Annotated in this window: 11 protein-coding genes; 1 reads left to right on the top strand and 10 read right to left on the bottom strand. The window is 42.1% G+C overall.

What is annotated here, in order from left to right:
- Positions 1-8: 8 nt before the first annotated feature.
- The 4 genes from HPC38_RS01800 to HPC38_RS01785 are packed head-to-tail and all read right to left on the bottom strand — an operon-like array spanning position 9 to position 4,945.
- Positions 9-860, bottom strand: coding sequence for an NAD-dependent epimerase/dehydratase family protein (locus tag HPC38_RS01800; RefSeq protein WP_208119571.1), 852 nt, complete (start codon positions 858-860; stop codon positions 9-11).
- Complete coding sequence (locus tag HPC38_RS01795) at positions 857-1,486, bottom strand: class I SAM-dependent methyltransferase (protein WP_208119570.1); 630 nt, start codon at positions 1,484-1,486, stop codon at positions 857-859. The genes HPC38_RS01800 and HPC38_RS01795 overlap by 4 nt, the downstream gene beginning before the upstream one ends.
- Positions 1,473-3,638 carry a 3-hydroxyacyl-CoA dehydrogenase NAD-binding domain-containing protein gene (locus HPC38_RS01790; protein WP_208119569.1) on the bottom strand — a complete coding sequence of 722 codons (2,166 nt, stop codon included), beginning with the start codon at positions 3,636-3,638 and terminating at the stop codon, positions 1,473-1,475. The genes HPC38_RS01795 and HPC38_RS01790 overlap by 14 nt, the downstream gene beginning before the upstream one ends.
- The gene (locus HPC38_RS01785; RefSeq protein ID WP_208119568.1) at positions 3,638-4,945 is read right to left on the bottom strand and encodes an acetyl-CoA C-acyltransferase; all 1,308 of its coding nucleotides are present in this window, start codon (positions 4,943-4,945) and stop codon (positions 3,638-3,640) included. Before HPC38_RS01785 ends, HPC38_RS01790 begins: the two co-directional genes overlap by 1 nt.
- A 146-nt stretch (positions 4,946-5,091) precedes the next feature.
- Here HPC38_RS01785 and smpB point away from each other — a divergent pair, with 146 nt between their 5' ends.
- Positions 5,092-5,571 carry an SsrA-binding protein SmpB gene (gene smpB, locus HPC38_RS01780; protein ID WP_208119567.1) on the top strand — a complete coding sequence of 160 codons (480 nt, stop codon included), beginning with the start codon at positions 5,092-5,094 and terminating at the stop codon, positions 5,569-5,571.
- Positions 5,572-5,608: 37 nt separating this feature from the next.
- On the opposite strand, the gene HPC38_RS01775 is transcribed toward smpB, so the two are convergent.
- From HPC38_RS01775 to metG, 6 genes are all read right to left on the bottom strand, one after another.
- Positions 5,609-6,853, bottom strand: a complete 1,245-nt coding sequence (locus tag HPC38_RS01775; protein WP_208119566.1) for a WG repeat-containing protein — start codon at positions 6,851-6,853, stop codon at positions 5,609-5,611.
- A complete protein-coding gene (locus tag HPC38_RS01770) occupies positions 6,838-8,253 on the bottom strand; it encodes a hypothetical protein (protein WP_208119565.1) in 1,416 nt (471 codons plus the stop codon). The genes HPC38_RS01775 and HPC38_RS01770 overlap by 16 nt, the downstream gene beginning before the upstream one ends.
- A gap of 1 nt (position 8,254) precedes the next feature.
- Entirely contained in the window at positions 8,255-9,415 is a 1,161-nt protein-coding gene (locus HPC38_RS01765; protein ID WP_208119564.1) for a hypothetical protein, read from the bottom strand.
- A 9-nt stretch (positions 9,416-9,424) separates the two neighbouring features.
- On the bottom strand, positions 9,425-10,432 hold the full coding sequence (locus HPC38_RS01760) for a hypothetical protein (RefSeq protein ID WP_208119563.1): 1,008 nt from the start codon (positions 10,430-10,432) through the stop codon (positions 9,425-9,427).
- 134 nt (positions 10,433-10,566) lie between these two features.
- Positions 10,567-11,535, bottom strand: a complete 969-nt coding sequence (gene cra / locus HPC38_RS01755; protein WP_235977583.1) for a catabolite repressor/activator — start codon at positions 11,533-11,535, stop codon at positions 10,567-10,569.
- Between the two features lie 6 nt (positions 11,536-11,541).
- Complete coding sequence (gene metG, locus HPC38_RS01750; RefSeq protein WP_208119561.1) at positions 11,542-13,584, bottom strand: methionine--tRNA ligase; 2,043 nt, start codon at positions 13,582-13,584, stop codon at positions 11,542-11,544.
- Positions 13,585-13,662: the final 78 nt, after the last annotated feature.

The raw sequence follows: 13,662 nt of genomic DNA, 5'->3' as shown, positions 1-13,662 counted from the left end.
AGTGTGCCTTAATCTTGGTGGAAATATTGTGTTTGTTCTTCCAATACCATTTGGAAAGGATCAGGATAGCGGTAATCAAAATCAAGCTCACGGCAAATTTTCTCGCCGCTGACAATGCGCTGCGGAGCGTCATCTTCTATGATAAATTCTGGCACCTCAAGCCCGCTGCGTTTGGCCATTTCTATATAGTAATCCGCACGCGTTGGATGACTTGGTGCACACAGATTATAAAGGCGCTTATAAGCGCGCGTTTCCAACAACAATTCAATAGCTAACACACAATCCGTTAAGTGAACCAAATTCACGGGTTGATTACCATTGTGCAAACCACGCCGCCCCGCCAAAGATTTAATAGGATGACGATCAGGGCCGGTCAGCCCGCTCAAGCGCAAAATATCGCAGTCAATATCTTGCTGCGCCCAAAGCCACTGCTCAATTTCATATAACGCCTTACCCACATCAGAGCTTGGCTGCGGTGGAATGTCTTCGGTAAATGTGCCATCAGAAAGGGAGTAAACCGAACTGGAGCTGATAAACAAAATGTGTTCAACACCATTATTGATCGCCTCATTGACGAGATTTTTCACCCCTTGCACATAGCTTGAAAGATCAAAAAAATACTCACTCGGCGGAATGTTGATAATCAGGCTGTCAACATCCAAAAGTGCGGTCAAGTCATCGGGATCAGCATTGATCTCAGGCGTCAGCTCTAAAAAATAGGCCTCAAAGCCATTAAGGCGCATGCGCTCTTCACCGTCATGGGTGCGTTTACTACCCTTAACCTGCCAGCCCACGCGTTTCAAATGTTTCGCGAGGCTAAATCCAAGCCAGCCTAGACCAACAATTGCCACTGAGTTCATCCTTTATCCTTGTGTTCAATTTTGCGCAGGCACCAGTGCTGCATATGCCCACCAAAAAATGTCTGTTGTGATATTATCGCCAATGGTAGCCCATCGAGCAAGCTATCAATTTGTAAAGTCACACGCGTGCCCAATGCCTCAGTCAGCGTATTTATCCAACGGCGCATCAGGGTGACTTTGCCCCCAATGGGCACTGCTTTATCCCAAATCGACAGCACGCCGCCGTTTTTCAGCACGCGCAGCGCCTCTTGCAAAAGTGCGGTTTCATCATCCACCACCGCCAGAATCAAATGCAGCAATACACAATCCACTGAATGATCATCAAGCCCCGATGCCAGCGCACTGCCTTGACTGAGGTGCAGCTCAAGATTATGCCCTTGCTGACACAGGCGCTGGTGACGCGTTGCACATTTGGCAAGCATTTTGGCAGAAAAATCGCGCGCATAAACTGCACTTTGCGCAGGCAAATAACACAAATCCTGCCCGCTACCACAACCTGGCAGCCAAAAAGTGCGGTGCGAATGCAAGTCCAGCACCGCAAACACCTGCTGACGTTGCCGCTTAGCCAGCGCAATGACGCTATCGTACACACAGGCATACCTGTCCCAGCGTTTATCGCCCGCCATCGGCCTTCTCCGCGTGTTCCTCAACCGCACTTTGCCCTTTCAACCAATCGCAGGCGGCAAAACGTGCGCCATGGCGGGCGTGTAATGCGTCAAGCTCAGCCACAATCGTTTCATGCCCCACATCCGCCATATACGCGTAAATTCCGCCACGAAATTCAGGGAAGAAAAAGCCTAACACAGACGCCACATTGCCCTCATCAAGGTTGGTGATAACCCCTTCTTGGGCGCAGTAAGCGGCTTCGTTGATCATCATTAAAATACAGCGACGCACAATTTCTTCGCTTTCAAGGTTATTTTCGATGATGAGATCCAGCACTTGGTAAATGCTTTTGTCCACCTGCGTGCGATCGCCACTTCTGGAGTGGTAAAGATAAAAACCGCGCCGATTTTTGCGCCCTTTACGCTCGTTGCGCAGCAATTCGTCAATTTTCGGCGGCAAAGCAAAGCGTGCGCCAAAGCTGCGCTCAAGTTGTGGCAGCGCTTTGACAAAAATATCTAACCCCATTTCATCGAGCATGGCAAATGGGCCGACTTTAAAACCAAACTCCTGCAGCGCTTTTTCGATGCTGGGAATATCTTCGCCATCAAGCAACACATAATAGGCTTCAAGTAAAAAGGCGCTTAAAATGCGGGTGATGAAAAAGCCTGCGCTGTCTTTTACCAACAATGGTACTTGCCCTTGCAAAGTGACAAGACGCAGTGCTTTGGCGATGGTTTGTTCAGCACAATTCGCGTGCGGGATGATTTCCACCACGCGGCGCTGGCTCACTGGCGTGAAATAATGAATGCCAATCACATTTTCAGGGCGCACCGCACTTTGAGCAATGTCGGCAATGGAAAGAGTGTTGGTGTTGCTGGCAAAAACGGTATCTTCGGCGTAGTACGTTTCACTTTCATTGATCAGCTGCTGTTTAAGTTGTAAATCTTCAAACACAGCCTCGATCACGACATCCGCTTGTTGCTTGCCAACAAAGCGATCACCACCGCTGATGAGATACATTTTTTGTAACAATCTACCATAGGGCAAAAAGCCTTTTTCCACCTCTTTTTGTAGCAACAAATAACTCAGCCGCAGTGCTTTTTGCACGCCATTGGCGTTGATGTCTTTAATCCGCACAGGCAAATTGGCGCGCGCGGCGGTGATATACGCAATGCCCGCCCCCATAAAGCCACTGCCAAGCACCGCCACTTTGTTGATCGCCACATCCTGCTGCAAATCAAGGTATTGGTGGCGCATGCGCCGATGCGTGCGTTCAATTTGACGCAGCATTTTTGAACTGTTGTCTAAAAACAGCTGTGCAAATGCTTGGCTGACCGCACTTTGGTCATGTTCTTGATGCGCGCGAAACAACGCCAACATCGCATTGATCGCGGGGTAATTTTCAAATGCCCACGCTTTGCAATGTTGCTCTGCTTGATTGATGATGTGCCGTCGCCACAGCGTAAAACGCTCAATATTGCGCCATAGGCGAAAGCGCTGGCGTTTCGTGTGGGTGTGATGGTGTTGAATGTAACTGCAAGCGCTGGAGAGCAAAATAGCAGGGTTGACGACCTCGTCGACTAAATTGATGTCAAATGCGTGCTCAGCGCTGATTTTTTCACCGTTGAGCAGCATATTCAGCGCACGCGCAAGCCCAATGCGCGTCACTAACCGTCCGCAACCGCCTGCAAACGGCAAAATGCCTGAACGGACTTGTGGCATACATAAAAACACTGGCTGGCTGCTACCGACAATGCGGTAATCACAAGCCAGCGCCAACTCCAACCCTAAACCAAAACAGTTGCCTTCAATCACGCACACCGTTGGCACACTAAGATGAGCAATTTTATCCATTAACTGCTGGCAGCGGTGGGCAAATGCCACCAACTGACTGTGCTCGTCTTGTTCCAATTCTGACAGTGGAAAACCTTGCACAAAGTGGTGGTGCTTGCTCGATTGAAACAAAATACCCTTAGCTTGCCAATTAAGGATATGATCAATTGCAGCGTCCAGTTGGTTGATCAATTTTTGCCCCAACCAATTGTAAGGCTTTTCACGCACATTAAACGTGATCACCGCGACATCATCAGGGCGGAAACTGAGCTTAAATAAATTGCCGTCACTTTGTTGATCAAATGCGTCGACCGCACTTTGGATTTCAGACTGTTCCATTATTCCCTCTCCAACACCATCGCTGCGCCCAAACCTCCCAAACCACTAGACGCCACCAATGCGGTTTCTAAATCATTACGCTGCATTTGATAAAGTGCCTGGATCAGTGTACGCATGCTGGTAATTGCGCGCGGAGAACCAAATGCGAGTGAGCCTCCAAGCGGATTGAGCTTTTCAATATCCACTTCCCCCAAGGGGTCATCAAGCCCAAGATGCTTGTGCGCAAACTGACGTGAGCTAAATAGCTGAAGATTGGCCAACACTTGCGCAGCGGAAGATTCGTGCATCTCAATCAAATCAATATCATCTAATGTCATATCCGCCCATGCCAACGCCCTCGCACTGGCATAAGTCGCGCCTAACAGCATATTATGCCACACATCATTGCCCGTAATCGCAAAGCTTCGAATGTAGCCCAGTGGCGTTAAGTCATACTCTTCTACCATTTCTTCACGCATCAACAACACCGCCGCTGCACCATCGGCAGGCTCAGAAACACTCCACGGCGTCACGCGGTGGTGATCACTGCCATGAATGGGCTTAAAAGTAGCATAATACTCAGGACTAATGTGTTCGCTGATCATATTGTCACGGCGCACATAGTGCGTATAAGGCGTAGGATACGTCAGCATCACTTCTTCATCAAACCAGCCCTGCTGCCAAGCCAGTTCAGCTTTTTGGTGTGAATGTGCGGTGTAGGCATCTAGGCTGTCACGGGTAAGGGCGAAATTCTGCGCCATCTGCTCCGAAATATCCCCCAGTGAAAAATGCGTCAGCGGGTCACGCAAATTAATTTGCTGTAACTTAAAGTCATGCCACGACAGCCGTTTGAGCGTCTGCCACTTTTGTGCCATGCTCGGCGCGCGTAGTGTGTCGCGCAACAGCCTTGCCACACTAGGTTTAAGACTAATCGCCGCGTTAGAGATAGAATCCGCGCCACCGGCGATCCCACAGGAAATTGAACCGCTAATAATGCCATTGCAAACATTCGCCACCGCCTGCAACCCTGTGGTGCATGAACTGGTGAGTGTATATGCTTCAACCTGAGGCATACTTAAGGTTACAGCAATTTCACGCGCGAGGTTAGGTACATCGGGCTGCTGAATCACCTGCCCAAAAATGAATTTATCCACTTGCTCACGCTCAAGGGGCAGACGATTTAATAACTCGTTCGTCACCATCACCCCTAAATCCAAAGCAAAGCAGCTTTTAAAGCCCGTATTGTGACGCAAAAATGGTGTGCGCAAACCACTTACCACAGCAATGCGCTCCCCTCTTGCATTCACCAACCTTTGCGAAATGGGCATATTCTTCCTCACACTCTCATCATCTTCACAAAGTGCTAGCATAACAAATCATCACGCGCTATGGCTAACAATTTTGCGCACGCTCGGCTTTTATAACCGCGCTGAACTTGTTACAATTAAACTTTATCGCACAACACGCACAGATTATGGCAAAAAAGAAAATAAAACCAGGCTCCAACACCATTGCGCTCAACAAACGCGCACGCCACGACTATTTTATTGAAGATGAAATTGAAGCAGGCCTCTCGCTACAAGGCTGGGAAGTGAAATCGCTGCGCGCAGGCAAAGCCAATATCGCCGACAGCTACGTCATTTTTAAAAACGGCGAAGCCTATCTTTTCGGTGCTCAAATCACGCCTCTCAACGTCGCCTCAACCCACGTAGTGGCGGATCCAACTCGCACTCGCAAATTACTGCTCAACAAACGCCAACTCGACACGCTTTACGGCAAAACCAGCCGCGATGGCTTCACGGTGGTTGCACTCTCCCTCTATTGGAAAGCCGCCTGGGCTAAAGTGAAAATTGGTCTAGCCAAAGGTAAAAAACAACACGACAAACGCGATAGCATCAAAGACCGCGAATGGGCCCGCGACAAAGACCGCATTATGAAACATAGTGCGAGATAAAATTAAAGTGCGGTGGATGTGATAGCTTAAACATAGTCTATTGTACCCACTGACCATTACGGTCAATCACGCCTGTTTGACCTTGAAATGTTATTTTAGCTTTTCCGTTTTTAAAAGATGATGCATGGTCTAACACTGGCTGAATTTTCCATTGACCATCCCGAGTGATAAAGCCCCATTTGCCGCCTTCACAGTAACTGCCGTTATCATAACCACCAAGATTAACAGCAGCTAACCCCTCTTGAAATCGATAAACACAGTTAAATTTGGATGAAATTTTTAAAAATCCTTTCCTATCAATAAATCCCCACAGATTATCAAAAGTTTTCACTGCCGCTAAGCCTTCATAAAAATTAGCAGAATAGGCAAATTGATTTTTTATCGCGACCCGAAAATCTTGGTCCAAATAACCCCATAAACCACTAATCTCATATTTAACCAATCCTTCGTGAAATGTAGCCAAAGAGCGTTTTCCATTGATCGTATTAAAAACTCCAATTGGATTATATGTTTGAGCTACTGGATTTATTTCACTAATAAACCTATTTAGTATTACTTTAAAATTTCCATTTTTTAGTTTTTCAATACTATCAAAAATAGGTTCAATGATCCATTTACCATTACCATCAATAATTCCCCACTTTTGATTGAACGATTTTTTAGAATAACTTTTGTTAAAATCATCTAATCCTGACGATACAGATCTAAGCTCATCACTCTTTTTATTATTATCCACTTCTTTACTTGACTGTGCTTCTTTTTGCTCTTTTTTTATATTATCATCATTTTCTTTCTTTATTATATCAGCTTGTTCTTTTTTCTCTTTTTCCTTAGCTTTACTAATTTCATCTATCTTTTGCTTTAACAATTCAGACTGACCACACCCTTCTGGGTATCCGAATTTACAGGATTTTTGATAGTAACCTTGTGCTGTAATATCATTTTTTTCAACTCCCAGTCCTTCTTTATACATTTGAGCGATCGAAAAAGCTGAGAACGCCGCACCATTTTTACTAAAATCGATAGCCTTTTTAAATGCTATCAAAGCAACCTTGTATTCTTTATTTTGTAAAAAAATTCGTCCTAAAATTTCTTGTGCATCAGAATAGTCTTGTACTGATGTAGCTGTAACTTTCCTACAATAATTTTCAGCAATATTATATTTTTCAGTTGAAAAATATTCTCTACACTTATCCAGATTACTTTCAAAAAATGCATTGGCTTTTAAAGGAAGAATGATAGTCAATAGAGATAATCTTAACCATATTAATCTTTGCTGCATTTTTTCTTATCTCCCTTTTCCATAAGACATTTATTTAATATATCTGTTCTTTCCTGATCACCATTTAATTGTTGCAACTGTTTATCAAGGTTACTCATATTCTCTTTAAGATTTATATTATTGTTTCTTTCTATTTCTAACTCTGAATTTATTTTGATCAATTTATCACTTGTATCATCAAAGTAGTAAATAGCAGACAAAATTAAAAACGCCAAACCAAACGCAATTGATAGAAAAGCTAGAACATAAGTAATTGGTTTTGTTTTTTTTGATAATTTAACTTCTCTATTTAAATGTTCAACGTCTTTATCATATTTATTTCTTATATCATGATTTTGTTTAGATAAAGAATCACATCGATTTTTTAAATTTTTGTTTTCTTCAACTAAATCTTGGGTAATGATTTTTCTCCCAACATCAGTTCCTTGATATTCATTAACATTTAAAGTGATGATTTTAATCAAATTTGATAATTTACTATAATCCTCTAGGCTATTTTCGAGATTTAAAATATATTCTTGATTTTCTTTAACTTCATTTTCAAGACTTGAAATTTTTTTAATTGTGGTCTGATTAATATTTTCAATTTCCTCACGCAAACTAAGCTTATAGTTCTCACAGATTTTATTTAATTCATTTTGATAATTTTTTTTAATATTCAAATTATCATTAAATGAACTCATAGCCAAATAAGAAATATCTAAAAAACAAGGAAAAACTGATTTAAGAGAATAAAAATCCAAAATAACAATATCTAAACCAGAGATCTCTTTTATATTTTTATTAATCTCATCTGAGTAGGTAAAATAAACATCAGAGTAAAAAGCAAATAATCTCGTCTCTAATATAAATTTAACCAAGTCATAAAAATCATTATAATTACAATAAATTAGAATTTTCTTGTGACTTTCAAAACAGAATTTAGGATTAATATAAATCCCATTTATAAACTCATCACTATTGATTGGACATGTTTTATTTCTTAGTTCCTCTTTATAAACACTCTCATTTGAATCAACAAAACTATGATATTGTTTTTTGAGCAAAGTGAATAATGACTTGATGAGCATTTCACTTGAATTAGGTGAAAATTGGCTATCTAAAGATTCAATAAAAGCCCCTAGAAAGGTACCTGACCTATGGCTTCTCATTTGTTTAATTGACACATATCCAGCAAAGGCGTGTACATAATTTTCTTCAGTTTTATACGATGTAAAACGAAATAAAGGATCTCTTACACCTGATTCTGGATTAGGTAAAACCTTTGCAATTTCAGATGGAAGATCCCAATGGCTGGCTAAATGCATCTCTTGCTCAATGCCACCACCTGTACATGACTGAAAGCCATCGGGAGTACCCATTATCCCCCAACCAAGATATTTTTTGTCGTGAATTTCCATATTACTTACCCAATAACCATTTTTTAAATCGTTGCAGACAACTTAATTTTTGAATAACCACACCTTCACCTTGGCTACCTGTAATACCTGTGTATATCCAGTTAAAAAAACGTCTTGGACAATCTTCATCAAATTTGTCTAGATCATCATATTTAGTAAAAGTTCCCATTGAATAAAATATAGTTTTATTCATACTGTTTCTTTCGTTAAAGAATGGATTAGAAAAGGATAAAAGCGCACGATTTTCTTTAGGCGGAGAAAGAGCAAAAGCTTTTGCACTATGACCATATTTTTTCTTCGTTTGCTCTGGAATCTTATCAGATTTAGATAACAGTAAAAGTTTTTGATAGACACGCTCGTATCGCTCTTGCATACTGATAATTTTATCATAGAAGGCTTTGAGGACTTGTGATTGTGGTGCTCTATCACTGCGATCACTGTCTTTTAGAGACTGGTCATAAACGAAAACAAACATGCAATCGACTTCAGATTCTAGGATCACTTCAATATAATCTGGTAATTCACCAACATATTCATTTGTCTTACCGTGATAAATTCTTTCAAAATTTTCACCTGATGCATCAATAAAAGTAATATCTACGGCAGGCTTTTCAATTTCTTCTGGCTGAAAGCGAATATTTAACTCATAAAAATCAAACGCACTTGTTCGTCCTATATTTTTTTCTGGATTCGCAAACATTTCCAGCATCTGGTTATACATTAATGATTCATTTTCTGTAGCTGTTTCTCTAACTAAACGAGTCGTACCCGCTAAATATGAATTCATAAAATGCATTAAGCTTGCGATGATATAGGATTTTCCTGAATTACTCGCACCAAACAAAAGAACATAATGTTTCTGATCAGCTTCTTTATTGAGCTCTTCCAAACGGTCTCGATATTCCTTTTTTGTCATCTTTGCTTTTGCTTCCCGTGTTCTGACACGCCGATTTGTATGTCGCAAGTCATCATTATCAATAGAAGCTATTGATGAAAAACGGTCAATATCATCAAATTTTTTAGATATCTTCTCACCCTTATCTAAAGAAATCTCACTATCTTTATCATCTCTATCTTTATGATGTATATCTAAATCATCATCAAAGGGCGCATCTAAATCAAAAAAATCAGAAGTGATATCGTGTTCTTTATTATCTTTCATAACACCCCCTTAAATATCTTCACTATGTAATTGTGGGTTATATGATTCAACATAACCACGTCCATATCGAACAATCAGATATAACACTACTGCCCAATCGAGGAATAGGCAGAAAATTGAAAATAAAAAAGCAACTAGGATATGTTGCGTGAACCCAGATTTAAAGGAATAGGCAATCTTTCCAATTTCTTGAATACCAAACTGCGCTTTATGAAAACTATATTTCGAGCTGTCGCCTATTAATTCTTGAGTTTTTATACCGATCTCATTAATAGTATTAACTACTTCCATATTGATTTGATAGCCTAAATCTTTGACCAACTGAGAAGATGATAAAACATCGTCTATTGTTTTATTCATTCTCTCTGCTTTTGCTTTATTATCTTCAATGAGTTTTTCTGCTCGGCCTAAATCACCCGATTTATATTTTGTTGCAACAATAGATTTTATGTTATCTTCGTATTTTTGTGCTAATTCTTTAGGGCTACCTGCAAATTCAGTAAGCCGTTCCCCTAGAGTGTTTTCAATTTCTCGTACCAGCGATTTAGCTTGCGCACCTAATCCAGGTCTCGCTGGATCATTGATTTGTCTGACAAGCTGTTCAGTAAGTTGTTCTATTTTGACTTTTTTAGCGTTATCTTCTGGTGAGAAGTTATTTAATGCACGTGTGGAAGATGTTAACGTTTCATTTAATTGTTCTTTATGAAGTGTTAGTTCATCACGATAAAGTTGCTCTGTTTGATACTGTGTATAGACCGCATTAAAGTTGCCAGAAAATGAAAAAAGTGAACATATTAAATAAAAAAGAACTAAGCCAGTAATAGGTTCAGAATTTATCCTTTTATTTCCAACATGGAGTGTTAGATAGAACATTATCACGGTGATACCAGCGGAAAATGCCCATGCTAAAGGTTTTCCAAGTAAGTCCTCAAAACCTAACGCTGTTTGATATAAACTAATACCTAAAAAAATAGTTAATGGAATAGCAACTAGTCCAGGAATGTGCTGCTTTGTCATGATAACCTCTGTAAAGAACAAATTTTCATTATTTAAAACAGCAAAATTGTACAAAAAAAAAAACAATTGGTCATCAAGTTTTTACTTTATCTTGACTTAATTATTAATCTAGATACAGGCATCCTAAAGAATGACTACCCAATTTCCCGTTCGATCACATTGAGTATGTCGGTTGGGGTTTTGTTGATTTTTTGTAGGCAAGCGGTCATAAGGTGGGTCGCCAAATGGTGATAAGGTTGCACGGCGCTGATCACAGGGTTAGGTAGAAGTTCAAGTAGGGTTGGATCGCCGAAGGTGGCGATAATAAGTTGTTGTGGCAATTGCCCGTGGCGGGCAAGTAGGGTTTGAAATACGCCTTGTAGTAGGGTTTGTGAGGTGACAAATAAGGCGCTTGGCAATTGGTTTTGTGCCAGCCAGTGCCCAAAGGCTTGCTCGGCGGAGGCTTTGGTAAATTCTGCCGAATACAATATATCAACCGCACTTTGATACTGTTGGAATTGTTGCTTAAAGCCTTGTTCACGCGCTTGGCTAATGCTTAATTGCGGTTTTGCGCCAAAAAATAATACGCTTGCTGGCGCGTGATTTTGCCACAATGCACGGGCAAGTTTGGCACTGTCTTGTGCGTCATCATAAAGTATATTGTGGACTTGTTTGGCGCTGATTTCGCGGTCAAAGCCGATAATTGGCAAATCAAATTGGTGATAAAAATCATCGTCAGGCAAAAGTGCGGTCGCCACCACTAACGCATCAATTTGGCGGGTGATAAGCTGCTTCGCGCAAAGTTTTTCTTGCTGTGGATCATCGCCCGAACATGAGATAAACAGCTGCATATTGTTATCGCGACACGCACGTTCAAAACGGGTGGCGATTTTGGCGTAACTGGTGTTTTCTAAATCGGGCACAATCAAGCCGATGGTGTTGGTGCGCCCTGCTCGCAAGCCCGCCGCCACTGCATTGGGCTTGAAGTTGTGAGCTTTAACCACCGCCATCACCTTTTCGATGGTGCGATCACTGACGCGGTATTGCTTGGCCTTGCCATTGACCACATAGCTGGCCGTGGTGCGCGATACTCCCGCAAGTTTAGCAATTTCGTCGAGTTTCATCACGCTTTATTTCACCCGCATGCCTGGCACGGCGCCTTGATCTGGGCTTAAAATGAAAAGCTCGCTGCCACCAGGGCCAGCGGCGAGCACCATGCCTTCCGACACACCAAATTTCATTTTACGTGGCGCAAGATTCGCCACCATCACTGTCAATCGCCCCTCAAGCTGTTCAGGGTCATAAGCGGATTTAATGCCTGCAAACACTTGGCGTGTTTCACTGCCGATATCCAGCGTGAGTTTAACTAACTTTTTCGCTTCAGGTACAGCTTCGGCTTTAACAATTTTTGCCACCCGCAAATCAACTTTAGCAAAGTCATCAATGCTGATTTCATCAGCGATTGGCTCGATCATATTACCCTTGACCGCACTTTGTGTTTTTTCTGCTTTGGCGGGGGCTATTGCCGCATTTTCTTGTTTGGAAAGCGCGATTAGTTCCTCAATTTTCTTTTCATCTAAGCGACTAAACAGCGCTTTAAATGGCGCAATGCTGTGCTTTAACAGCGGTTGTTGCAAATTATTCCATGTCAACGTGGTTTGTAAGAAGCCTTCAGCGCGTTCAGCCAATTGTGGCAAAATCGGTTTTAAATAGCCCATTAACACACGGAACATTTCGATGCCTTGTGAACAAATTTGTTGAAGATAGGCATTTTGACTTTCATCTTTGGCTACCACCCAAGGCGCTTTCTCATCGATGTATTTGTTTGCTTTGTCGGCCAGTGCCATAATTTCACGCACAGCTTTGCCAAATTCACGATTTTCATACAATTGCGCAATGCGATCGGCCGCTGCGGTAAATTCTGCGAACAGTGCAGGATCGTCTAGTGTTTCCGCCAATTGCCCATCAAAGCGTTTTTGGATAAAGCCCGCGTTGCGTGAGGCGAGGTTGACCACTTTGTTGACGATGTCAGCATTAACCCGTTGCACAAAATCTTGCAGGTTTAAATCCAAATCATCAATGCGGTTGCTCAATTTGGCAGCGTAGTAATAACGCAAATATTCAGGGTCGAGAACCTTGAGGTAGCTTGATGCTTGAATAAAGGTGCCGCGTGATTTCGACATTTTCTCACCGTTAACAGTGACATAGCCATGCACGAAAATATTGCTCGGCTTGCGGTATTGCGCGCCTTCGAGCATCGCTGGCCAAAATAGGCTATGGAAATACATAATGTCTTTACCAATGAAATGATAAAGCTCGGCGCTCGAGTTTTGCGCCCAAAACGCATCAAAATCAATGCCTTCACGCTCACACAAATTTTTAAATGACGCCATATAGCCAATTGGCGCATCAAGCCATACATAGAAAAATTTGCCGTCAGCATCAGGCACTTCAAAGCCGAAATAGGGCGCGTCACGGCTGATGTCCCACTGCTGCAAGCCAGATTCAAACCACTCTTGCATTTTGTTAGCCACTTCTTGTTGCAATGAGCCAGAGCGAATCCACTCACGCAACATGCCTTCAAAGGCAGGCAAATCAAAGAAAAAGTGCTCGCTGTCTTTCATCACAGGCACAGCGCCTGACACCACTGAGCGCGGATTAATCAACTCTGTTGGGCTATAAGTGGCGCTGCACACTTCGCAGTTGTCGCCGTATTGATCTTCTGACTTACATTTTGGGCAGGTACCTTTCACAAAACGATCAGGCAAGAACATGCCTTTCACGGGATCAAACAGTTGCGAGATGGTGCGCGTTTTGATAAATCCTGCGCTTTTTAATTTACGGTAAATCGCTTGTGATAAAGTGCGGTTTTCATCGCTATGAGTGGAATAATAGTTATCAAAACTGATATTAAACCCTGCAAAATCCGCTGTGTGCTGCGCTTTTACGTCATTAATGAGTTGCTCTGGTGTGATGCCAAGTTGATCGGCTTTAAGCATAATCGGGGTGCCGTGGGCATCGTCAGCACAAACAAAATAAATTTCATTGCCACGCATGCGCTGAAAGCGCACCCAAATATCCGCTTGAATATGCTCAAGCAAGTGACCAAGATGAATCGGGCCATTGGCATAAGGCAAGGCGCACGTCACTAAAATTTTGCGTAAATCAGACATAGTTGGTTTAAACCTTTATTTTAAATTCGATAAATCGGCGTAATATTACCCCAATTAGCGCTTTTTGGCTAGTTAAAG

Origin of the sequence: Spirabiliibacterium pneumoniae, from assembly GCF_014884995.1 — a bacterium.
GTDB lineage: Bacteria > Pseudomonadota > Gammaproteobacteria > Enterobacterales > Pasteurellaceae > Spirabiliibacterium > Spirabiliibacterium pneumoniae.
Note: the sequence above shows the minus strand (reverse complement) of the source record. Positions and strands in the feature narration are given on the sequence as shown.